Below are 25,835 nucleotides of genomic sequence, written 5' to 3' on the forward strand. Positions count from 1 at the left end.
ACCTCAGTGACCGCCCAGCTTGAGCATCAACATGTTCGCCAGCTCGTCTTCGGAGAGGTCGTCGTCCTCGGACTCGGAGCCGCGGGTGGCCGCGGCCACCGTTTCGGGCGGCAACGCGAGGACGTCATGGGCGAGGTGTTCCGTCAGCTCCGCGGGGGTGGGGTGCTCGAAGATGAGCACGGTGGCCAGGCGCACCTCCAAGGCACGTCCCAGCCGCGTCATGAGCTTGAGCGCCATCACCGAGTCCATGCCGAGCTCGGTGAAGGTGAGGCGGCTCGACAAGGGCTGCTCCGAGGAGAGTCCGAGCACTTGCCGGGCCTCGTCAGCGACCAGCTCGTGGAGGCGCTTTCGTGCCGCCTCGGCGGGCAGGCCCTTCAAGCCGTCGCGCCAGGAGCCGCCGGAGGAGGCCGCCCGCTCGAGCTGGCCGAGCTGGCCAAGGAATCGCTCGTCGGCGCGCTGGGCGTAGGCGTTGCGGAACAGGGACCAGTCAATCGACGCGAGTACCTGTCCCGGTGCTCCGGCGCTCCCGGGGGTCACCGCGTGGAGCGCGGTGTCGAGCAGCCTCTTCGTGTCCACCGTGGAGATCCCGACGCCATCGAGCGCGGGCTCCTCGGCGCCGGGCCAGCTCGCCAGCAAGAAGGCGCGTGCCGATCCGCCCTCGCGCCGCCAACGCGCGGCGAGCGCGACGGAGATCTCGGTGGCGACCGACGTCGCGCTCTGCCCGACGCCGCCGAGCAGCATCGCCGCCGGGCCGAACAACATCACGAAGTCGAGCGCGTGCCCGTGGGTGGCCTGATACAGGCGCCAGCTCTCGTCGGCCAGCGTTGACACCGCCGAGCGCAACGCTTCCTCGGAAGGGGGGGCCGAGCGGGTGGTCGTCGTGGCGGCGGGCGCCACCGCATGGATCACTCCCGCCAGGGGCCGCGGCAGTGCCGCCAGCAGGGAGGCGATGGCCGTGGCGTCGGACAGCGATGTCTCGGCGAGCAGCACCGAAGCGCCTGCCGCTTCGAGGGTCCGCGCTGTCTCGTCACCGCGCGCCCGGTCGGCGGCATCCCGCCAGCCGGTGACCAGGAGGTGCCGGACTCCGCGTGACACCAGTTCGTGCGCCAGGGCGCCCCCGAGGCCGCTGAGCCCGCCCGTGAGCCAGTACGTCCGGTCGCCCTGGAGGGAGATCGGGGCGCCCGGGGAGGACTCGACCGAGCGCGTCAGCCGTGCCACCCGCGCCTGACCGGCGCGCAGCGCGACCTGCTGCTCCCCGTGCGAGGTGGTGAGCCAAAGACAAAGCTCGGCCGCCTCGCTCGGGACGCGATCCTTCGTGACCGCGGGGTCCAGATCGATGAGGGCGCTGCGCAGTGCCGGAAACTCCGTGGCCATCGCCCGCCCCAGGCCCCAGAGGGCCGCCTGGGTCAGATTCGGCGCCTCGCCGTCGAGGCTCTGGCCGCCCCGGGTGGCGAGCCACAGCGGAGGAGAGCCGTAGCGCTCGAGCGTGGTCAGGGCGCGGGTAAGGGCGCCGGCCAACACCGCCGAGGCCGCCACCGCCCCATCGTCCGGGACGTTCGCGGCGTCGAGACCCCCGAGGTGAATGCCTCCATGGAACGGGCTGCCGTCCGCCAGAGCGGCGAGGGCGGCCTCCTGCGGCGCGGCATCCCCCGCGGGCAGCACCGCGCACGAATGGCCCCGCTCCTGGAGCGCGGCGGCGAGCAACTCGGCCATGCCACCCCGGTCGGCGAAGATCAGATAGCGGCGTCCCGACCCGGTCGGGCTCGGCGGATCGATGGGTTGCCAGGTGAGCCCGGTCAGCAGCTCGGCCCCGGGGGCCTGGGTGCCCACGGAGGGCGTCGGAGCCGGTGTGGCGGCGCTCTTCAGGTCGGCGCGGTGCCGCAGCAGGAGCGGCGTCGTCTTGGCCAGCTCCAGCCAGTGGCGCTGCCGCTGGAACGGATACGTGGGCAGCGCCACCGCGACGCTGTCGGGATACAGCCGACGGAAGTCGACGGGATAGCCCCGCGCGTACAGCTCGGCGAGGGAGCGCAGCATGGACGCGCGCTCCGGCTTGTCCCGCTCGAGGCTGCCCACCACCCAGGCGCCGTGGCCACTGTCCTGCGCGGTGTGCTCGATCGCGGTGGCCAGGACGGGATGGGCGCTCAGCTCCACGAACAGCGTGTGCTCGGAGTCCAGAAGCGCGGTGAGGGTCTGCGCGAACCGCACCGGCTGGCGCAGGTTGCGCATCCAGTACTCCGGCCCGAGCTCGGTCCCTTCCCCGAGCGACGCGGTGACCGAGGACCAGAAGGGGAGGGCCGCGGCGGTCGGACGAATCCCTTGCAGACACTCGACGAGCGGGCGGGAGATGGGATCCACCTGCGGGCCATGCGAGGCCACGTCCACCTTGATGAGCCGGGCGAACACGTGCTCCGCCTTGAGCTCGGCGAGCAATCGCTCGACCGCCGCGGCCTCGCCGGTGATGACCGACGAGCGCGTGCTGTTCGAGGCGGCCACGCACAGCGTGTCCCCGTAGGCCGCCAGACGCGGCTCGAGCTGCTGGGCGCCGAGCTCGACCATGGCCATGGCGCCGCGGCCAGCGACCTCGAGCATCAGCTTGCTGCGGCGGCAGATGATCCGCGCGGCATCCTCGAGGCTCAGGGCGCCCGCGAGGTGGGCGGCGGCGACCTCGCCCATGCTGTGGCCCACCACCGCGTCGGGCTCGATGCCCCAGGCACGCCACTGCATGCCGAGGGCGACGGAGATCGCGAACAGCAGCGGCTGGATGACGTCGATACCCGTGGGCGGCTCGGGCGCGTGGAGGCGCTCGACGAGGCTCCAGGACACGTGCGGTCGCATGGCGCGCTCGCACGCGGCGAGGGCCTCCCGGAAGACCGGCTCGTGGGCATGCAGCTCGCGCCCCATCCCCAACCACTGCGAGCCCTGGCCCGGGCACACGAAGACGACGCGGGGCCTCCTGCCAGCCTCGCAAGCGCCCGTGATGACACGGCCCCCGGTCTGGCCACGCAGGAAGGCGGCGAGCCCCTGGCGCACCTCGGCGAGATCGTTGGCGACGAGCCCCAGCCGCAGCTCGTGGTGGGCGCGACGCGCGCCCGCGCTCCCCGCGAGGTCGTGGAGCGAGGGCAGGAGAGCCGAGTCTCCGGCGAGGTGCTCCTGGTAGGCCGTCGCCAGTGCCACCAGCGCCGCCTCGGATTGAGCCGACAGCACCACCAGCTCGGTGCGCGCCGGAGCCGACGGCTCGCTCGCGCTGACGGGGGAGGCCTCCTCCAGGAGCAGGTGGGCGTTGATGCCGCTCATGCCGAAGCCACTGACCGCGGCGATGCGCCGTCCACCGATCGGCTGCCAGGGGATCAGCTCGGTGGGGATGCGCGCCGGGACCGCGTCCAGATCGATCTCGGGACTGAGCTTCTTGAGGTTCAGGTGGGGAGGGATCTGCCGCGCTTGGAGCGCCAGGGCGACCTTCATCACCCCGGCCACTCCCGCCGCGGCCTCGGCGTGACCGATGTTCGTCTTGATGGAGCCGATGTGCAGCGGCGCGTTGGCGTCGCGTCCGTTCGAGTACACCGCCGCCGCCGCCCGGTATTCTATTGGGTCGCCGAGCGGCGTGCCCGTGCCGTGCGCTTCGAGATAGCTCACTTGTTGGGGCAGCGTCTGACTGCGCGTCAGCGCCTCACGCAGCAGGGCCTGCTGGGCGCGCGCGTTGGGTTGACTGAAGCCCCCGCTCCGGCCGCCGTGGTTGACGGCGGAGCCACGGACCACCGCCACGATCCGGTCCCGGTCACGCTGTGCATCCGACAGGCGCTTGAGCACGAGCACGCCACAGCCCTCGGAGCGCACGTAGCCATCGGCCGCGGCATCGAACGTCTTGCAGTGGCCGTCCAGCGCCAGGCCGCCCAGCTTGGACATGAGGATGGTGAGCCCGGGAGACAAAATCAGGCTGACACCGCCGGCCAGCGCCAGGTTGCACTCGCGCTTGCGCAGGCTCTCCACCGCCGAATGGATGGCCACCAGCGACGACGAGCACGCGGTGTCGAGCGCCACCGAGGGACCGTGGATGCCCAACACGAACGACAGCCGGCCCACCGCGTTGCTGATGCCGTTGCCGGTCGCCAGATGACCCTCGAGCTCCGCCAGTTCGGCGAGGCTCGCGTAGTCGTTGTTCATGAAGCCCATGAAGACACCGGTGTTGGTGCCCATCAGGCGTTGGGGATCCTGCCCGGCGTTCTCGAGCGCCTGCCAGGCGACCTCGAGCAGGAGACGATGCTGCGGATCCATGCACCGCGCCTCGCGGGGGGAGATCCGGAAGAGGCCCGCGTCGAAGCCGGCGACGTCGTCGATGAAGCCGCCGTGACGGATCGTCGTCTTGTCAGGCGCGTCGGGGTCCGGATCATACCAGGCGTCGCGATCCCAACGGTCCGCGGGGATCTCGGTGATGGCGTCCACGCCACCGCTCAGCATCGTCCACAGCTCGGCGGGCGAGCCGACCCCACCGGGGAAGCGGCACCCCATGCCCACGATGGCGATCGGCTCGGCGGTGAGGACCGGCAGTTCGGGCATGCGTGCCCGGACCGTCTCCGCCAGGGTGGCCAGGGTCGAGGGCGGGAGCGAGGGCAGGGACAATCGGCCCTCGCGCAATCCCTCGAGCGCCGTCTCGACGCCTTCGTCGGTGGGCGCGAGCGGGCCATGGCTGGCCGCGGGCGCGGCGGGGACCTCGGCGGCGATGCTCTCGGCTTCGACCCGTGCGAGCAGTGCGTCGGCGAGCGCGTCGAGCGTGGGGTGCTCGAACGCCAGCGAGGCGGGCAGGGTGCGACCGAACGCGTCCTGCAGCGCGGTGCGGAACTGTACGGCGCTCAGTGAGTCGAGCCCCAGCTCGAACAGGCTCTGGGTGGGATCGATGCGCACGTGCGCGGCCCGGCCGAGGAGCTGGCGGGTTTCGTGCGTGATGCGCTCGAGCACCATGTTGCGTCGCCGCGGCGCGGGGGCGGCGAGCACCTCGGCGACGAAGCCGCGGGTCCGCGAAGGCGCCGTGAGTGTGGAGGGCTCGGGGGCCCGCGCCGTCCAACGTTCGAGGATCGCGCGGGACCGCTCGGGGACTCGTGCCGCCACCTCCGACAAGTCGGCGGCGGTCACCACGAGGTGGGCACCGCCCAGCGCGATACACTCGCCGAGCGCCTCGAGGGCGAGCGGAGTCGGCAGCGGCGCCACCCCACGGGTGGTGAGCGCTTGCTGGTGCTCCGCCGCGAAACCGACGCTCCAGGGGCCCCAGGCGATGCTCAGCGCGGGAACACCCCGTGCGCGCAGGTCGTGGGCGAGCGCGTCCAGTCCGGCGTTGGCGGCCGCGTAGCTCGCCTGACCGGGGGAGCCGAGGACGCCGGCCAGTGACGAGAACAGCACGAAGAAGTCGAGCGGTGCTCCCTCGGTGAGCCGGAGCAGGTTCTCTCCGCCCAGCAGCTTGGGGGCCATCACGTCGCGCAGGTGGCGCTCGGTGTGGCGCAGCAGCGCCGCGTCATCGAGCACTCCGGCGGCGTGCACCACGCCGCGCAGTGGCGGGAGCCGCGCGTGGAGGGCGTCCCAACGCGCCGCGAGCGCGGGGCCGTCGGTCACGTCGACCCCGAGCACGTGGACGGTGATGCCGCGCTGCGCGTACTCGGACAGCTGGCGCTGCTGTTCGGCCGAGGGTGCCGAGCGTCCGAGCAGGACCAGGTGGCGCGCTCCGCGCTCGACCCAGGCCTCGACGAGCGGCCAGCCGATGCCGCCCAGGCCCCCGCTGATGAGGTAGGTGGCGTCGTCGCGCAGCCGCAGCCGCAGCGGCGGCGTGTCGCGGTGCCGAGAACGCTCGAGCCTGGCGGTATAGAAGGCCCCGGAGCGCACGGCGAGCTGAGACTCCGTGCCGGCGAGCACCTCCAGCAAGAGGGCGACGCCCCCGGCGCCATCGCGCGGGTCCAGGTCGACGAGGCCCCCCCAGATCTCGGGCAACTCGAGGGCGGCGCAACGCGCCAGTCCCCAGAGGCTCGCCTGGGCGATGGACACCGGGCGTCCCTCGCCTTCGACGGCTTGCGCTCCGGAGGTCACCCACCACAGGCGCGGGGCACGGCGCCAGGGCAGGCGGCTGGCCGTCTGCAGCAGGGTCAGGGCCCGCGACGTCACCTCCTCGGGCCTCCCTCCATCGAGGGCCGCGAACGACACCACGTGGGTGACGTCGAGGGGTGGAGCGCTCTCCAACTCCAGCGGCCCGGAGAAGCGCGCGACGGCGATGCCGCGCGCCTCGAGTTCGTGGGCGAAACGCTCACCCTGGCCGTGACGGTCGAGGATGACGGCGAACGATCCCTCCGTCGTCACACCCGCGCCTGGCGTCGGCTCGAGGCGGCGCCAGTTGAGCGCATACAGCCACTGACGCCACGCCGGCGGCTGCAACAGGGCGGAGCGCGACACCTTCTTGAGACTCACCCCGGAGAGTGTCACGAGCAGCGTGCCCGAGGCGTCGAACAGCCGCACATCACCGCGGAGCATCGAGCCATCGCCGACCAGCACCGCCGAGGCGTGCGCCCAGACCTCCGTGCCCGACGGAGCCGCGGCCGGGTGGAGCTCGACGCGGTCGATGCCGATGGGCATCCACGCCTCTCGGGATTCAGGGGCCTCGCGGGCGGAGGCGGCGACCCCCAGCATCTGGAAACAACTGTCGAGGACCGTGAGCGGCACTTCCCAGCGCTCGGCCTGTCCCGAGGACTGCTCGTGCGTCATCCGCGCCAGCACCTCGGACTCGCCCACCCAGAGCTCCGCGATGCGGCGGAAGCTCGGGCCCAGACTCATCGGGGGTGCATTGCCGGCGCCCGCGTCTGTCCAGACGCTCGCCAGCACGTCCTGGGGCACCACCGCCCGCGAGCAGCGGCCGCGCAGCTCGCGTGGCTCGACCATCCCGGAACTGACCGTCCGGGAGTTCGCCACGGCGCTGGCGTGCAGCACCCACTCGGCCTCTGACTTCTCGCTATCGCCACCGCCGAAGAACGACAGTCGCGCCGCGGCCTCATCCGGTGTCACCACCACGGACACGGGCACGCCTTGCGCCGCGGCGCCCTCCGGAATCGTCAGCGCGCGCGTGAACGCGACATCCTCGAGAACCGTCCCGCCCGAGACCTCGCGGGCCGCGGCGAGGAACGACGCGACGTAGAGCGCGGCCGGGACCACGACCTGCCCGTGGACGCGGTGCTCGGCGAGTTCCCTGGGATGTGCTGGCTCCAGCCGGTGGGTGAAGTGGGTTTCCCGATTGGGCAGCCGCATCCGCTCGCCGAGCAGTGGGTGCACCGCGCGTGTGCTCGCGCTCACCGGCGGCGGGGCAGGGGTGGAGGCCAGCGGGAACCAGTAGTGCTCCCGCTCGAACGGATAGGTGGGCAGCGGCACGCGCCGGTGGGTGAACGGCCCATCGAAGGCGCTCCAGTCGAGCTTCGCGCCATGCTCGTAGAGCGTCGCAACCGCGCGCGCCAGCACCGCGTCGTCGTCCCGGCCGTGGTACAGCGACGGCGCGGTGATCTGCGGCTCCTCGATGACCCGCGACACCGCACCGAGCAGGACCGGATTTGGTCCGATCTCGACCCAGACCTCGCACCCGAGCTCGCGCGCCCGCCGCACTCCCTCGGCGAAGCGCACCGGGGCGCACAACTGCTGACTCCAGTAGGCGGCTGCGTTGAAGCCCTCACCGGCCCGGTCGGCGGTGACGTTGGTGATCCAACTCGTGCGGGGCGCATGGAACGACACGCGCGCGAGCTGCGCGGACAACGGCGCGACCACCGGCGCCATCAACGGGGAGTGGAACGCGCACGAGGTCTTGAGCGGCTTGACCTTGGCGCCCTGACGGACCAGTTCCTCGGTCGCCGCCCGCACCTGCTCGGCCGGACCGGAGATGCTCAGGCTTCTCGGCCCATTGTAGGCGGCGATTGCCAGGCCACCGCCCAGCGTGGCGAGCACGGCCTCGACCCGCGAGGGTTCCGCTTCGACCGTGGCCATGGCTCCGCCCGGGCCCAGATCGTGGCAGGCACGAGCGCGCGCCGCCACCAGCCGGCAGGCATCCTCGAGGGACATCACCCCACAGGTGGTGGCCGCGGCGTACTCACCCAGACTGTGGCCGAGCACGAGGTCGGGCTCGACGCCCCACGAGCGCCACAGCTCCACCAGGGCATACTCGAGGCAGAACAGCGCGGGCTGGCTGTACAGCGTCTGGTCGAGTTCGGTCGAATCTTGCCCCCACATCACCTCGAGCAGCGGGCGGGGCAGTTCGGTGTTGAAGAGCTGGACGCAGCGCTCCAGGGCGGCGCGGAAGACCGGCTCGGAGCGATGCAGTCCACGCCCCATGCCCACGTATTGCGACCCCTGCCCGGTGAACAGGAACGCGATCTTCGGACGGCGGGAAGCCGCGGTGCCGGCGTTGGCCGCGCCGGGCGTCTTGCTCGCCAGCCACGCGTCGAGCTGACCCTGGAGCTGCTCGACGGTCGAGGCGACGAAGCCCGCCCGGTACGCGAAGTGCGCGCGTCCCACCCGCGAGGTGAAGCACAGGTCCTCGAGCGAAGGCGCACCCGGCTGCCGCAGGTGTCTGGCGACGTTGGCCACGGTGCGCTCGAGGGCACGGGGCGAACGGGCCGAGAGGGTCAGCACGTGGTGGGTGCGTTCACCGGACTCTGGCCGCGCGGGCGCGACGGCCGCCTCACGCGGCGGCTCCTCGAGGATTACCGCGGCGTTGGTGCCACTGATTCCAAACGAGCTGACCTCCGCGAAGCGCGGCTTGTCGCCCGCGCGCCAGGGCTGCTGGCCGTCGGACATGACGAACGGCGTGCCCGCGAGCGAGATCCGGGGATTGAGCGCTTGGAAGTGCAGGTTGCGCGGGATGGACTGATGCCTGAACGTCAGGATGGCCTTGAGCAGACCGGCCATTCCCGCGGCCGCCTCGAGGTGGCCGATATTGGTCTTGACCGCGCCGAGCACGCACGTCGAGCCGTCGGCGCGAGGCGCCCCCAGCACCGCGGTGAGGGCCTCGATTTCAATCGGATCCCCGAGCGACGTACCGGTGCCATGCGTCTCGACATAGCCAATCTGCTCTGGCTCCACCCGGGCGTTGCGCAGGGCCTGGCGCAGGAGCGCTTGCTGCGCGAGCATGTTTGGCGCGGTCAACCCGGCGGAGCGGCCGTCCTGGTTGACGGCGGAGCCGCGCACCAGTGCCCAGATATGATCGCCGTCGCGCTGCGCATCCGACAGGCGCTTGAGCACGACGATGCCGCAGCCCTCACCGCGCACGTAGCCATTGGCGCGCGCGTCGAACGTCTTGCACCGGCCATCGGGAGACAGGGCCTTGAGCTGGCCCAGCACATAGCTGCTCTCGGGAGAGAGGATGAGGTTCACGCCCCCGGCGAGTGCCAGGTCGCTCTCCCCACCGCGCAGACTCATACACGCCTGGTGCAGCGCGACGAGCGACGAGGAGCAGGCCGTGTCGAGCGCCATGCACGGCCCCTGCAGGCCGAGGGTATAGGCGAGGCGGCCGGCGGCGACGCTGGCGAGACTTCCGGTGAACGACTGGGCGTCGACCTCGGAGGGACTCCAACGGAGGATCCGCCGCAGATAGTCCGGAGCCCCAATACCAATGAAGACGCCGGTGGGGGAGCCCGACAGGCCGCTGGGATTGAGACCGGCGGTCTCCAGCGCTTCCCAGGTCACTTCGAGGAGCAGGCGCTGCTGCGGATCGAGCCGCTCGGCTTCCCGCGCCGAGATGCCGAAGAACTCCGCGTCGAACCTCTCGACATCGTCGAGCAACGCCGCCGAGGACACGCTCTGGGGGAACGCCGGATCCGCGGGCACGCGCTCGGCCGGAATCTCCCGCACGGCATCGCCGCCGCGCTCGAGCAGACTCCAGTAGGCCGCGAGATCATTGGCGCCCCCGGGAAAGCGGCACGCCATGCCCACCACCGCGATGGGCTCGGTGCGCTGGCGCTCCTTGGCCTCGAGCTGCTCCCTGGCGCGTTTGAGCGCGACCATCGCGCGCTCGAGCTGCGTCGACGATTCCGGCGACTTCCGAGTTGTTTCAGACAAGGCCCGTGCTCCTCACTGCAGCAGGCGCTCGAGCTCCTCGAGTTCTTGCTCGAGCCGCTCGGCTTTCTGTTCGTCCGACAATTGACGCAGGTCCATCAGGGCGCGCTGTTCCGTCTCCTCGCGCGCTCCCGCCAAACCGCGCTCCTCCACCCCGGGCGGCGCGCTGACGGCCAACCGGCTCAGCAGGTATTCACGCAGCGAGCGCAGGTCGGGATAAGCCCACAGCAGCGCCGCGGACAGCGTGAGTCCCAGGGCGCTCTCGATCCGATTGCGCAGCTCGAGCCCCTTCAGGGAATCAATGCCGAGCGACTTGAAGGGGCGATCCTGCTCGAGTCCCTCGAGGTCCGTGCGCAGCAGCTGCTCGAGCTGCTGACGGATGAAGTGCTCGATCAGCGCGGCCCGCTCGGACGCGTTCGCCTTGGCGAAGCGGGCGAGCAGCGCGCGATCTCCGCCCTGGAGCCGCTCGTCACCACCCGCCAGCAGGGGCAGGAAGCGGGTCCCCGTGGCCAGATGCGGGTGATATTCGATCAGCTGGCGGGCACTGAAGCGAATCACGCCCGCGCTGTCGGCACCGGCCGCGAGCAGGGCGCTCATCGCCCGGCGGACGTCGTGAGGGATCAGGCTCCAGACCCCCGCGGCGGAGAGGGAAGCGCCGCCTTCGGCGGTGGAGACGGGCCCCCAGTGCACGCTCGCCGACACCCGGTCGCGGCCTCGCCGATGCTGGGTCAACCCCTCCAGGAAGGCGTTGGCGGCGGCGTCCCAGGCCCTACCCGGAGCCCCGAGGAGCGCCGAGGCCGACGAGCACAGCACGAAGAAGTCCAGCGGTGCCCGCGCGGTGGCGACATGCACGTTCCACGCGCCCGCCACCTTCGCGGTCAGCATCGCCGCACCGGTGTCATGCACCCCCGCGGCCGCATGCACCACGCCCCGGAGGGGCCCCATGGCCTCGGCGGCGGCCACCGCGGCGGCCACATCGGCCAGCTGGCTCACGTCGCCCGGACAGGCCTTCAACTCGAGGCCTCGCGCACGCAATGCCTCCAGGCGCGCGGCCTCCCCGGCGGGCATTCCCTCCAGACCCCGGCGGCTCAGCCAGACGATCTGTCGCGCGCCTTGCTCGACGAGCCATTCGGTCAGCGACAGCCCCAGCACGCCCGGGCCCCCGGTCACCAGGTAGCTGGCCCGCGCGTCGATCGTCGGGGCCGCCGACGACTCCATCTGGACCTCGGCCTCCTGGACCTTCACCACCAGCTTGCCGGTGTGCTGGCCCGAGGCCATCTGGCGAAAGGCCTCGAGCGTGTCCGCCGCGTCGAACGACGCGGTGGGCAGTGGGCGGAGCACGCCGGTGGCGAACGCCTCCATCACCTCGGCGAACAGCGTCGCGAAACGCTGCTCGCGCTCCAGCGCCAGTCCCAGCAGGTCCACCGCATGGTACGAGAGCCGCTTGCGGAACGGCAGCAGGCTCATCGCCCGCTTCTGATCGTAGATGTCCGTCTTGCCAATCTCGAAGAACCGGCCGTCGCTCGCCATGGCGGCGAAGCTCGCCTCGATCGCCTCGCCTGACAGGGAGTTGAGCACCACGTCCACGCCCTCGCCCCCCGTTGCCTCGAGCAACTGGGTGGAAAAGGCGAGGGTCCGCGAGTCCAGCACCGTGGCGATCCCCATCCGCCGCAGCAGGGCCCGCTTCTCCTCCGTGCCCGCCGTGGCGTAGATCTCGGCCCCGCGCCACTGCGCGATCTGCACCGCGGCGAGCCCGACGCCGGATGCCGCGGAGTGGATGAGCACGCGCTCCTTCGGCTGCAGACGGCCGAGCGTGATGAGCGCATACCAGGCGGTGAGGAACACGATGGGGACGCCGCCGGCCAGGAGCGCGTCCAGCGCCTCGGGACGCCGCTGCACGTAGGCGGCGTTCGTCGTGAGGTGCGAGCCGAAGCAGCCCCGGCCGAGTGCCACCACCGGATCGCCCACCGCGAGGGATTCGACCCCGGGACCGACCGCTTCGATGACCCCCGAGCACTCTCCGCCCAGCACGACGGGCTCGAGCCCACCGGTGTTGGCGCCCGGATAGATGCCCATCGCGGTCATCACGTCCATGAAGTTCAAACCCGCCGAGAGCACCTTCACGCGGACCTGTCCGGTACCGGGTGGCGTCAAGCTCGCCATGCGGAACTTCATCTGATCGAGGATCCCCGCGCGATCCATCTCGAGGCGGAAGGGCCGGCCCCGCGAGGGTTCGCGGCGCGTCTGACCCGAGGCACGCCCGGTGCGCTCCAGGCGTCCGGCGTACCAGGACGTGCCGCGCAGACCCAACTCCTCGTCCGCGGCGTCACGCAAGAGCTCCGTGACCACTGGATTCAGCTCGGCGTTCGCCTCGAGGTCCATCCGCGTGCAGCGCAGGTCCGGATGCTCCAGCCCGAGGGTGCGTCCCACGCCCCAGAGCGCGGCGCCCCTTAGCGAGGCCGCCGACGTCCCGCCGCCCACCTCGTCGGGAGTGATCCGCTGTGACGACTCGGTGAGCAGCCAGAGCCGAGGCGCGGCTCTCCGCCACCGCCGCCCGGCCGCGCGCTGGGCGAGCCGCAGGACACGGCCGCACTCCCGCTCCACCTGGGCCTGCAGCTCCCGTCCGTCGATGCCCTCCGGGAGCGGCGACCCGGAGCTCGCGCACACCACGATGCCGCGTGCGTCCTCCTCGCCAAAGGACCGGTTCAACGCGGCGTCGATGGCGGCGTCCCCGTCGGCCCACGGCCACACGGTCACGTCCTGACCGGCGGCGCGCAGCAAGGTCGCCAGTTGAGTGCCGCTCGGCTCGTCGACGCTCACGATCAACCACTTGCCGCCCGTGCGCGAGCGCTCGCCCCGCGCCTCCTGGACGGGCGTCCGTTGCTCCCATCGTTGGACGAGAAATGGGGAGGCCTCGCGCTCCTTGGTCTCCTGTGCGCCCTGCTCGGTGAGCCCCGCACCGTCCGGACGGGCCGGCGAAGCCTCTCCGGGCGCGGGGGTGGAACGCGTGAGCCAGTGCCGTTCGAGCTCCCAGGCGTAGGTGGGCAGGCGCACCAGACGCCCCTTGGCTTCGGGACCCTCGGCCCAGTCCACGCCGCCACCGGCGACGAACACCTCGGCCAGCGCCTCGAGCAGGCGCTGCCGTCCCGTCACGTCCGGGCCACTGCCACCCGAGGCGATCATCCGCACCACCACACCCGGCTGGTCCCCCAGGGCTCGCCGCAGCGCCTCGTCCCGCCGGGCCGGCTCGCGCGGCTGGCGCATCCAGTGCTCCACGCCCAGGGTCTCTCCCGCCTCCCGCTGTCCGGTGACGGTCGAGAAGAACGCGAGCTGTCCGGCCCGAGGCGCCAGCGCTCGGGGTGCCTCGCCTCGCCGCCAGACCAGCTCGGCCGCGGCCTCGAGGGTCAGGATGCCGGCCACGTGCGCCGCGACCACCTCGCCCACGCCGTCGCCCAGCACCCGATCCGGGACCACGCCACAGGCCCGCCACTCCGCCGTCAGGGCCACCTGGAGCGCGAACAGTGCCAGCCCGGCATGCCTTGACGACGGCGCCACGGGCGCTCGCAGTTCATCGTGCAGCGAGACCGGGGCCCCCAGCGCCGAGAAGGCCTCCTGGCACTGCCGCAGGGCCTGGTCAAACGCCTCGGAGCGCTCGTTCAACTCGCGGCCCAGGGAACTCCAGACGGCCACCTCACCCGAGTACACGAACACGGTCGCCGCCCCGCTGGGGGCGGCACGCCCGGCACGCAGAGGCCCTGCCTCCTTCCCGTCGAGCCAGTGGCGGAGGCTCGTGGCCAGCTCACCCGACGTCCTGCCCACCACCGCCAGCCGGTGGGGATGGTGGCTGCGCCGCATCGTCGTCGTGTAGGCGACGTCCCGGATCGCGGGCGCGGACTGCGACTCCAGGTGCTCCGCGTAACGCAGGGCGAGACGTCGCAGACTCGCCTCGCCACGCGCCGTCACCAGCAGGATGTGCGGCTGGCCATCGGCCACGGGTTCCGCCTCGGTCCGGGCGGACACGGGCGCTTCCTCCAGCACGACGTGCGCGTTCGTGCCACTGAGGCCGAACGCGCTCACGCCCGCCCGCCGGGGCTGGGCTCCTCGCGGCCAGGCGCGGCCCTCACTGGAGATGGACAGGGCCGTGCCCTGCAATTCGATTCGCGGATTGAGGGTCTGCAGGTGCAGGTTCGGCGGAATGCGCTCGTGCTCGAAGGCGAGCACTGTCTTGATGATTCCCGCGACCCCCGAGGCCGCCTCGAGGTGGCCGATGTTGGTCTTCACCGAGCCCACCACGCAATTCGAGCCATCGGCGTGGGGGGTTCCGAGCACGGCCTTCAAGGCCTCGATCTCGATGGGATCTCCCATCGACGTACCAATGCCGTGCGCCTCGATGTAGCCAACCTCATGGGGTTTGACTTGCGCCGCCTCCAGGGCCTGCTGCAGCAGCGCCCGCTGCGCCAGGACGTTGGGCGCCGTCAGCCCACTGGATCTCCCGTTGTGATTGACCGCGGTGCCGCGCACCAGCGCTCGAATTGAATCCCCGTCACGCAGGGCATCCGACAGGCGCTTGAGCACGAGCGCGCCGCAGCCCTCGCCGCGCACGAAGCCATTGGCATCGGCATCGAACGTGCGGCAGCGCCCCTCGGGGGACAGCGCCTGCATGTTCACGTACAGGTGCATCGTCCACGGCGACAACATCAGGTTGACGCCGCCGGCCACCGCCAGGTCGCACTCCCGCGCGCGCAGGCTGTGACACGCCAGATGGAGCGCCACCAGGGACGAAGAGCAGGCCGCGTCGGTGGAGAGCGACGGCCCCTCGAAGCCGAGCAGGTGGGACAGGCGCCCGCTGCCAAAACACGCCCCGATGCCCGTCGACGTATAGATGTCGAGTTTCTCGAGCGGGCTTTCCATCGAGAGGTGCTGGTAGTCCAGCGTCATCATCCCGACGAACACCCCCGTTCGCGAGCCCCGCACCGACTCGAGCGCGATGCCCGCGTCCTCGAGCGCCTCCACGGAGACCCCGAGAAACAGCCGCTGCTGGGGATCGATCGCGGCGGCCTCATGCGGCGAGACGCCGAAGAAGCCGGCGTCAAACCCCATGACGTCCTCGTCACGCAGCAGCGCCGCCCAGCGCGCCCTCCGCAGCGACTCGTCGAGCCGCCAGCGCGACTCGGGAATCTCCGCCACCGCGTCCACCCTGGACTCGAGCGTGCGCCAGAAGTCCTGCGGGGAGTTGCCCTGGGGCAGGCGACAGCCAAGTCCCACGATGGCGATCGGCTCGTCGCGGCGCTGCTCGAGCGCCACGATCTTCGCTTCCGCCTGTTCGAGCGCGCGAAGCACCCGATTCACTGTAGACAAGGCCACTCTCCCAACAGGTTGTTGAAAGGAAATAACTCCTGATTGGTAACAGGTATCATGTCCTTAACACTCCGGCAATGGAGGTTTCCCTCCAGGTCGTGGATAAGCGGAAAGAAACCACTGTCTTGTATCGCATGGATGTCTTGTGTTAATCAGTCGCGGCCGCTCTCCACGTTGAGTCGTTGCTTTCGGCTGCGTGCTCCCGCGCGCCCGTGAGTGTCGTTGCCCTCTTCTCGAAGGCCTCCCGGAGCAGCCTCGCCGCACCGGCGGTCTTCACCCTCCAAGCGAGATGACAGCCTCTTCGTCAGACGGATCTCAGCAACAGCGCGAACTCCTCGAGCGTGCGACCGTCACCATCAAGAAGCTCCGGTCCGAGAACGCCCAGCTCCGCGCGGCCCAGAAGGAGCCCATCGCCATCATCGGCATGGCCTGCCGCTTCCCCGGCGGCGCCCATGAGCCAGAGTCGTACTGGCGTCTGCTCGCCAACGGCGTGGATGCGATCCGCGAGATTCCTCCGGATCGGTGGCCGCCAGGAGAGCTCGATGTCAACGAGCTGCCGGCGCTGCGCTGGGCGGGGCTCCTCGACTCGGTCGATGGCTTCGACGCTGAGTTCTTTGGCATCACCCCGCGCGAGGCCGCGCAGCTCGATCCCCAGCAGCGCCTGCTGCTCGAGGTGAGCTGGGAGGCGTTGGAGAACGCCCTGCAGCCAGCGGACCGGTTGATTCAACACCCGGTGGGCGTCTTCGTCGGAATCGCGTCCTCCGACTATCAGCACCACGTGCTCGCCTTGCCCCCGGAGGAGAAGAACGGCTACTCGGCCACCGGCAACATGTCCAGTGTGGCGGCGGGTCGTATCGCCTATACGCTCGGCCTGCAGGGCCCGTGCGCCGCCGTGGACACGGCGTGCTCGTCATCGCTCGTGGCCATCCACCTGGCTTGTCAGAGCCTGCGCAATGGAGAGAGCGCGCTGGCGCTCGCCGGCGGCGTCAACCTGCTCCTGTCCTCGACGTGGATGCGCATGGTGGGGCTGACCCAGTCCTTGTCGCCCGACGGCCGGTGCCGCACGTTCGACGCGCGCGCCAATGGCTTCGTGCGGGGCGAGGGCTGCGGCGTCGTCGTGCTCAAGCGCCTGTCGGACGCCCAGCGCGATGGCGACCGCATCTGGGCGGTCCTCCGCGGCTCGTCGATCAACCATGATGGCCGCTCCGGCGGCCTGACCGTGCCCAACGTGCTGTCGCAACAAGCGACCCTGCGCAAGGCCCTGGAGAACGCCGAGGTCGCGGCGGCGGACATCGGCTACGTCGAGGCCCACGGCACGGGGACGCCTCTCGGGGATCCGATCGAGCTCGAGGCCTTGAAGGCCGTCATTGGCGCGCCGCGCGCCAATGGTTCGAGCTGCGCGGTCGGCTCGGTGAAGACCAACATCGGCCACCTCGAGGCGGCCGCCGGCATCGCCGGGCTCATCAAGGTCGTGCTGGCGCTCGGTCAGGAGACCCTTCCCGCGCACCTTCATTTCCGCGGCCTCAACCCGCGCATCTCGCTCGCGCGGACCGCCCTGTCCATCGGGGGGGAGGCCCGGCCGTGGCCGGTCGGCGGGATGCCACGCCGCGCCATCGTCAGCTCGTTTGGAATCAGCGGGACCAACGCGGGCCTCGTGGTCGAGGAGGCTCCCCGGCCCGCACCGGGTACGGCCACGCCGAGCGCCGCCCTCCGGGAAGGCCCCGCGGGCGAGGTCCTCCTGCCCCTGTCGGCGCGCAGTCCCGAGGCGCTTCGCGCGCTGGCGCTCGAGCATGCCCGGCGGCTGAGCGAGACCGAGCATCCGATGGCGCTCGCGCAGTACGTGCATCTGGCGAGCACGCGGCGCAGCCATCTGTCCTTCCGTCAGGGCATCGTCGGCGGCTCGCGCGCCGAGCTCGTGGAGAGCCTGAAGGCGTTCGCGCTCCAGTCCGAGTCGCCGGTGGCGGAGATGGGCAAGGCCCCGCCGCGCATCGCCATGATCTTCCCAGGTCAGGGCTCGCAGTGGGTGGGGATGGGCAGGGAGTTGCATGCGCGCGAGCCGGTGTTCCGGGAGGCGCTGAGCGCGTTCGACGCGGCGATCCGGAAGCTGGCCGGTTGGTCGGTGCTCGATGAACTGCTGGCCGACGGCACGCGCAGCCGCCTGGATCAGGTCGATGTCATCCAGCCCTGCATCGTGGCGATCCAGATCGCCCTGGGGGCGCTGTGGCGCTCGTGGGGGGTGGAGCCGGCGGTCGTGGTTGGCCAGAGCATGGGCGAGGTGAGCGCGGCCTGCGTCGCCGGTGCGCTCAGCCTCGAGGACGCGGTGCGGGTCATCACCGCGCGCAGCCGCCTCGTCAAGCAACTGCGGGGGGGGGCGATGGCCAGCGTCGAACTCCCGGCCAGCACGCTCGAGGGGATGCTCGGCGAGGGGCTCGGGGTGGCCGCCGTCAACGGGCCCACGTCGAGCCTGGTGGCGGGGCGCTCCGACGCCATCGATCGGTTGGTCACCGAGATGGCCGGCCGGGGCGTGTTCTGCCGCAAGGTGAAGGTGGACTACGCCTCGCACAGCCCCGAGGTGGAGCCGCTGCGCGAGCAGCTCCTCGCGGCGGTGGCGTCCGTGCGGGGTCAGCAGCCCACGCTCGCCTTTCGCTCCACGGTCCACCGGGGCTGGGTGGGCGCCGACGGGCTTGGCCCCGACTATTGGTACCAGAATCTCCGCGAGCCGGTGCAGCTCTTCCCCGTCCTCGAGGAGTTGCTGGTCACCGATGGAATCGATGTCCTCCTCGAGGTCAGTCCGCATCCCATCCTCGGCTCGGTGCTGCAGGGAGCCGCCGCCCACACGGGCCGTGAGGTGACGGTCGTCGCGTCGCTGCGCCGTGAGCAGGCGGAGCAGAAGACGCTCCTGCTCACCCTGGCCGCGCTCTACGCCCGCGGCCAGTCCGTCGCCTTCGAGCGCGTGAGCGCGAGCGGGGAGGGCGCCGCCCACACGGCGCGTTGGTCGCCGCTGCCGACCTATCCCTGGCAGCGCCAGCGCCACTGGCTGCCCTCCGCGACGTTGGAGCGGCGGCCCGCGATGGGGAGCGCCACGGAGGCCTCACGCGACTGCCTGCCGCCAGGGCGCCGCCTGCGCTCGCCCGTGCTCCGTGACGCGGTGTACGAGGTCGTGCTCGGTTCGAAGTCGTTGCGCTGCTTCGAGAGCCACCGCGTCGAGGGGGGCGTGATCGCTCCCGCGTCGTGGAGCTTCTCCATGGTGCTCGCCGCGCTGCGGGACCTGGGGAGCCGCGGTCCGGTCTCGGCGCGTCAATGGACCTTCGTCCGCCCGCTGGCGATCCCCGAGGGGGAGGAGCGACAGGTCCAGCTCATCCTCTCGCCCGGGACCTCACGTCCCGACCGCTTCCAGCTTCTCTCCGCCTCCTCCGCGGACGCCGAGGACGAGCGGTCGTGGACCTTGCTGTCGGAAGGGGAACTCGTGTCCGCGGGCGCGCTGTCGCTCGCGGAGCTCGATGTGGACGCGGTGCGCCGCGGGATGGAAGCCGTCCCGAAGGACGCCATCGCGGCGATGACCGGCTCCCCCGGCGCCGAAGGTTGGATCGAGGCGATTCACCGTGGCGAGCGCGAGGTCCTGTGCCGGCTTCGCGCGCCGCGCGCTGGCGATCACGCGGAGCGCTTCATCCTGCACCCCGAGCCGTTCAACGAGGCACTCACCGCCCTGGTGTCGTGCGCGGGCGTGACGGACCTCCGCTATGCGCCCATTTCCCTCGACGCGCTCGACGTCAACGCACAGGCGGACGTCGTGTGGATCCACGGCACCGTCGCGCAGGTGGAAAGCGGAGGAAGGCCGGCGCTTTCCGTCACGCTCCACTTCTACGACGAGGCGCTGCGGCCGGCCGCCGTCGTCTCCCGCCTGCACTGCGTCCCGGCGTCCCTCGAGAGCAGCCTCAAGACGGAGACCGGGCTGCTCGGGCGAGGGCGCTACGAGGTGGCCTGGCAGCCACTCGAGCTGGAGAGCGCCACGCCGGCGGCCGGCCGGTGGCTCATCTTCCCGGATGCGCGCGGCACGTGTGAGCTGCTGGCCGCCCGTCTCGAGGCCGAGGGCCATGAATGCGTGCGCATCTCCGGAGCCTTCGAGTCTGGTGTCCAACTCCAGGAGAAGCTCATCGCGGTGGCTGACGGGCGGCCGTTGCGCGGCATCCTGTTCGGCCAGGGGCTCGATGCCGCCACCCCGCCAGAGCAGCCGTTCTCCTTCGAGCCCCTCGAGCCGGTGCGCGTCCTGCTGCAACTCGCCAAGGCACTCGCGGCCCGCGCACTCGCGCCCGTCTGGATTTTCACCCGGGGCGCGGTGGCGGTGGAGGAGGGCGAGACACTCGACACTCCCGCGGCGGCGGCGCTCTGGGGCATGGGCCGGGTGCTCGGTCGCGAGCATCCCGAGGCCACCCCGCGCCTCGTCGACGTCGATCCCCGCGGCTCCGTGCGCGCGAACGCGGAGCAACTCCACCGCGCGCTCTTCCAGGGCAAAGAAGAGCAGCTTGCGCTGCGCGCCGCCCGGCACTTCGGGCTGCGGTTGCGCCGGGGCCGTGACGAACGGACCTCCCGGACCCTGAGCCTCTCGCCCGACGTCAGCTACCTCATCACCGGAGGACTGGGGCGGCTGGGCTTGATGCTGGCGGAGTGGCTGGTGGCGCGCGGTGCGCGGCATCTCCTCCTGCTGGCCCGCTCCAAGCCGTCGGACGCGGCGGCGCGCCGCATCCAGGCGCTCGAGCAGCAGGGCGCGCGGGTCTTGTTGGCCCGCGCCGACGTGGCGGACTTCGAGGCGCTGCGTCAGGTGCTCGCCACCGCCGGAGCCGAGCTGCCCCCCCTGCGCGGTGTCTTCCACGCGGCCGGCCAGGCGCGCCAGGCGCTCCTCGTCGACGAGCCGTGGCGGGACTACACCGAGGTCCTCGGCGCCAAGGCGGCGGGGGCGTGGAACCTGCACCTGCTGACCCGGGACCGGGACCTCGACTTCTTCGTCCTGTTCTCCTCCGTCGCCGGCGTTCTTGGCCTCGCGGGAATGGGGAGCTACGCCGCCGCCAACACGTATCTCGATGCCCTCGCCGTTCACCGCCGCGGGCTCGGGCTTCCCGCGCTCAGCATCGCCTGGGGCGTGTGGGACCAGGAGCTCGATCACCAGTTTGGTGACCGGGCGAAGCGCGTCGGGTTGATGCCGTTCGCCGCCGCCGAGGGTCTCCAGGCCCTCGGGGTGCTGGCCGCCGGTCAGACGGCCCATGCCGTCGTGGCCCACATGGACTGGGCCCTCCACCTCCAGGAGCGCATCGGCGCCACGCCGACGTGGCTCGAGGACCTCGCGGTCGCCCGTGGCCCGGCGAGCCCGCGCGAGCAGGAAAGCACCTCGAAGTTGCTCGGCGACCTGTCGGGGCTCTCGTCCGGGGCCGCCGCGGAACGGATCGCGGCGCACGTCGCGGGCGTCGTGGCGGAGACGCTCGGCTATCCCCGTCATCACGTCTTTCCCCGCGGCAAGGGGTTCTTCGACATCGGCTTCGACTCGCTCCTGGCCATGGAACTGCGCCGCCGTCTGGCCAAGGACTTCGCGCACCCCTTCCCGGTGACGCTGGCCTTCGACCATCCGACGATCGAGCGTCTCGCCGCCCATCTCGTCGCCCACTGGCAGGAGAACGGCGCGGCGGTACGGGGTGGCGCGCGGGCAGTGCTTGCCGTTCCAGCGGATGCACCCGTGGCACGGCCGCTCGCCGCCGCGGTCGAGGCCCCGCCGGACTCCGCCGTCGAGCCCATCGCGATCGTTGGCATCGGCTGCCGGTTCCCCGGTGGCGTGGTCGATCCGGAGACGTTCTGGGACCTCCTGGTCCAGGGCCGTGATGCCACCTCCGAGGCGCCGCTCGGCCGCTGGGATGATGAGTCGCTGTTCGACCCGGACCCGAGCGTGCCCGGCAGATTCCACGTGCGTCGCGCCGGCTTCCTGTCCGACGTCGAGTCATTCGATCCCGAGTTCTTTGGCATCTCTCCGCGCGAGGCCGCGCGCATGGATCCCCAGCAACGGCTCCTGCTCGAGGTGACCTGGGAAGCCCTCGAGCACGCCGGCGTGCAGGCCGACAGCCTGGTGGACTCTGCGACGGGTGTGTTCGTGAGTGGCTCGACGAACCAGTACCTGAGCCGGTTCAGCGAGGACCCGAAGGAGTTGGACGCCTACGCGCTGACCGGCAACCTGCCGTGTACGCTGTCGGGCCGGGTGTCGTATGTCCTGGGGCTGCGCGGTCCCAACCTGGCGCTCGACACGGGCTGCTCCGGGGCGCTGGTCGCCCTGCACCTGGCCTCCCAAAGCTTGCGCGCGGGGGAATGCGGGTTGGCGCTCGTCGCTGGCGTCAACGTCCTGTTGTCCGCCGAGATGATGATCGGCCTGGGCAAGACCGGTGCGCTCGCGCCCGACGGGCGTTGCAAGACCTTCGATGCCTCGGCCAACGGCTTCGGGCGCGGCGAAGGCTGCGGCGTGCTCGTCCTCAAGCGGCTGCGCGACGCACGGGCCCAGGGAGATCGGATCATCGCCGTGGTTCGTGGCTCGGCGGTGAACCACGATGGCCGCAGCGGCGGACTCACGGTCCCCAGTGGCCCGGCGCAGCGGCTGTTGATGGAGCGCGCGCTGCAGCAGGCCCGGATTCCGGCCTCACAGGTGGGCTTTGTCGAGGCGCACGGGACCGGCACGCAATTGGGTGATCCCATCGAGGTCGGAGCGCTGGCCTCCGTCTACGGACGCGCCTCGGGCCGCACCTCGCCGTGCTTCCTGGGCGCGGTGAAGAGCAACCTGGGCCACCTCGAGGCGGCGGCCGGCGTCGCCGGTGTCATCAAGGCCGCGCTCACCGTCGACCGCGGTGAAATTCCTCCGAACGTCCACTTCAACGAGCTCAATCCCAAGCTGCCCCTGGAGGGCGAGCCCTTCGACATCCCGACGCGGCTGCATTCGTGGCCAGTCCCCGGCCGCCGCCTCGCCGCGGTGAGTTCGTTCGGCCTCGGCGGCACCAACGCACACGCCATCGTGGAGGCAGCGTCCGCGAGCAGCGCCCCTGACGCACGGGCGGTGACGGCCTCGGTGCCGCTGCGTGAGCGGCCGGCCCATGTGGTGACTTTGTCGGCGCGCGGCCAAGAGGCGCTCGTCGAGCAGGCCCGGCGTCTGTCCGACCACGTCCAGCGGCATCCCGAACTCCGGCCCGAGGACATCGCGTTTTCGGCCAACACCGCTCGTACCCACCTGCCACACCGCCTGGCGATCACCTTCACCTCCGCCGAGCAGCTCCGGGTCCGGCTCGCCGCCTTCGCCGCGGCCCCGGCGGCGGGGGAGGCCGTGCACGGGGACGTGACCGATGTCCCGGCTCCTCGCATTGGCTTCCTGTTCACCGGACAGGGCTCGCAATACGTCCACATGGGCCAGGAGCTCTACGAGACCCAGCCCGTGTTTCGTGAGGCCCTCGATGCGTGCGCGGCCTTCCTGGATCGTGATGCCGGGCAACCGCTGCTGACCCTGCTCGCCGACGGCGAGTCCATTGATCGCACCGGGCGTGCCCAACCGGCGCTGTTCGCCGTGCAGTACGCGCTGACGCGCCTGTGGCGCTCGTGGGGCATCGAGCCGCACGCGGTGTTCGGCCACAGCGTGGGTGAGATCGCGGCCGCCTGTGCCGCCGGTGTGCTCGACCTCCAGGATGCGCTGCTGTTGATCCAGGAGCGCGCGCGGTGGATGGAGACCCTTCCCGCGGGCGGCGTCATGGTCAGCATCCGCGCCAGTGCGGACGCGGTGCTGGCCGCGCTCGCCCCGCACTCCGGGCGCGTCTCGATCGCGGCACTCAATGGTCCCGAGCACACCGTGATCTCGGGTGCCCAAGGTCCCGTCCTGGACATCGCCGCGGACTTCCGCGCGCGAGGGGTCGAGACCAAACAGCTCCGGGTGTCGGTCGCCTTCCATTCACCCGAGGTGGAGCCGATCCTCGCGCCCTTCGCGCGGGCGATCGCCTCGATCACCGCGCGGCCGGCGCGTCTGCCGTGGGTCACCGGGCTGACCGGTACCGTACTGCCTCACATCGATGCCTCGTATTGGTCGCGGCAGATCCGCGAGCCCGTGCAGTTCACCGCGGGCATGAAGGCGCTCGTCGACCTGGGCTGCGACATGCTCCTGGAGATCGGTCCCCATCCGACGTTGACGGGGCTCGCCGTCGAGACCCTGCCGTCCACGGTCACGTGTGTCGCCTCGATGCGGCGCGGCCAGCTAGATACCGAGGTCATCGCGCAGAGCGTCGGTCGGCTCCACGTCGCGGGTGCTCCCATCGATTGGAAGGCCTGGGATCGGCCCTTCCCACGTGAGCGCCATCCGCTGCCGTCCTACCCCTTCCAGCGGCGCCGCCTGTGGTTCGACGCTCCCAGCCGGACTCGGCTCGCGGAGTCGGCGAAGACGCGTGAGGCCGAGCGCGAGGCGTCCTGGTATTCGCGCTGCGAATGGCGCGAAGTCGCGCTGTCGCGGCCGGTGACGTCCGCGCCGGGTGCCGGCCACTGGCTCCTCCTGGCCGACTCCGGCGGTTTCGCCGCCGCGCTGGCCGAGGTCCTCACCGCTCGCGGTGACACCTGCTCCTTGCTGCGGCCCGACGAGCTGCGGCGCCAGGGGTGGCCCGTGCCCGAGGTGGCGCGTGCCCTCGACGCCGGGGTGAGTTCCGCGAATCGGCCCCTGCGCGGCATCGTCCATCTGTGCAGCCTCGACATCGCGCCCACCCGGATGCTCGATGACGCCGCGTTGGATCTCGCGGAGTCCCTCAACCTCGGCAGTGTGCTGGCGCTGGTGCAGGCGCTCGCCACACGCGGGGCCTCTGTCGGTGGCGCTCGGCTGTGGTTGGTGACCCAGGGGGCGGTGTGCACCGGGGACGATGGCGCCCGGGTTTCGGTGGCGCAGGCGCCCGCCTGGGGATTGGGCGCGGTCATTGCCTCGGAGCATCCCGAGTTCTGGGGCGGCACGGTGGATCTCGAGCCCACCGAGCCCACGCGGCCTCCGGAGCGCGCGCAGGCCCTCGCGTTGGCCGCTGAACTCACGGGCGAGTCCGGTGAAGGGCGGATCGCGCTGCGTGGCGGCCGCCGTCTCGTCGCGCGACTCGCGCGTTGCCTGCCGGCGCGGACCGGGCCGGTGCCCATCCGCTCCGACGCGAGCTACCTGGTGACGGGCGGGCATGGTGCGCTCGGCCTGGCCGTCGCGGGTTGGCTGGCGAAGCGGGGCGCGAGGCATCTCGTGCTGGTGAGTCGGCGGGGTGCCAACGCGGAGGCTCAGGCCACCATCGCTGGACTGGTGGCGCAGGGCGTCTCGGTCAACAGCGTGAGGGCCGACCTCGGCGTGCCCGGTGAGGTGCACGAGTTGCTGAGTCGCCTCAAGGTGGGGGGTCCGCCGCTGCGCGGGGTGATTCACGCCGCGGGCGTCGTCGAGGATGGCCTGCTCGTCAATCAATCCTGGGCGGCCTTCGAACGCGTCCTGCGGCCCAAGGTCCGCGGCGCGTGGCATCTGCTGCGCAACACACGGGACCTGGACTTCTTCGTCCAATTCTCGTCGGCCTCCTCGCTCCTGGGCCCACATGGGCAGGCGAGCTACGCGGCGGCCAACGCGTTCCTCGACGCGCTTGCCTACCACGAGCGTGCGCACCACGTGCCGGTCGTCACCATCAACTGGGGTCCGTGGGCGGCGGGCATGGCCGCTCGCCTCGACGCCGAAACCAGCCGCCGCACCCTGGGCGTTGGCTGGAGCCCGTTGTCGGTCGCCGACGGGTGGGCCGCGCTCGACCGGATCGTGGCGAGCGATGAGGCGCAGGTCGCCGTATTGCCGACGGACTGGGCCGTGCTCGACGCCGAGGGTCAGCGCTCTCCGCTCACCCGGGAGTTGGCGGGGAGTGATGTCCTGGCGCCGCGTGCCGGTGGGCACGTCGCTGCCGCGCCCGTACGTGCTCGCGACACCCTCCTGGCGACCGTTCCCTCCGAGCGGATGCGGGTGCTCGAGGAGCACATCCGGCGGGTCGTGGAGGGCAGCCTCGGGTGGGACGCGCGCGAAGGTGATGAGCTGGGCGCCAGGCGGGGGTTCGTCGACGTGGGCATGGACTCGCTCATGGCCATCGAGATCCGCAACCGGTTGCAGCGCGAGTTCGACGTCACCCTCGCCGCCACCACCTTGTTCAATTACTCGACCCTCAGCTCCCTGACGGAGCACCTCGCCTCCCTGCTCAGCCACGCCGGGATTCTGCTCTCCGACGCCCCCGTCGCCAGCGCGCCCAGCCCCGCCGAGGGCAGCGCACCGGTTCGGGTTGAGGCGCCGAGCGAGGACGAAGAGGGCGACCTCTCGGACGATGAACTCGCCGCGCTCATCGCGAAAAAATACGACTCCCGCCGTTGAC

The 25,835-nt window shown here is 71.5% G+C and carries 3 protein-coding genes; 1 reads left to right on the forward strand and 2 read right to left on the reverse strand.

The features are described 5' to 3' along the window. Window positions 1-3: 3 nt before the first annotated feature. Together I3V78_RS21375 and I3V78_RS21380 are read right to left on the reverse strand one after the other, a co-directional pair. Window positions 4-10,014: a type I polyketide synthase gene (locus I3V78_RS21375; protein WP_204490306.1), complete on the reverse strand. Its 10,011-nt coding sequence runs from the start codon at window positions 10,012-10,014 to the stop codon at window positions 4-6. Window positions 10,015-10,080: 66 nt separating this feature from the next. Further along, window positions 10,081-15,429 (reverse strand): beta-ketoacyl synthase N-terminal-like domain-containing protein, encoded by a 5,349-nt coding sequence (locus I3V78_RS21380; protein WP_338023696.1) that lies wholly within the window; start codon window positions 15,427-15,429, stop codon window positions 10,081-10,083. A 283-nt stretch (window positions 15,430-15,712) separates the two neighbouring features. On the opposite strand from I3V78_RS21380, the gene I3V78_RS21385 reads away from it, so the two are divergent. After that, on the forward strand, window positions 15,713-25,834 hold the full coding sequence (locus I3V78_RS21385; RefSeq protein WP_204490307.1) for a type I polyketide synthase: 10,122 nt from the start codon (window positions 15,713-15,715) through the stop codon (window positions 25,832-25,834). Window position 25,835: the final 1 nt, after the last annotated feature.

This window comes from Archangium primigenium, assembly GCF_016904885.1.
GTDB classification, from domain to species: domain Bacteria; phylum Myxococcota; class Myxococcia; order Myxococcales; family Myxococcaceae; genus Cystobacter; species Cystobacter primigenius.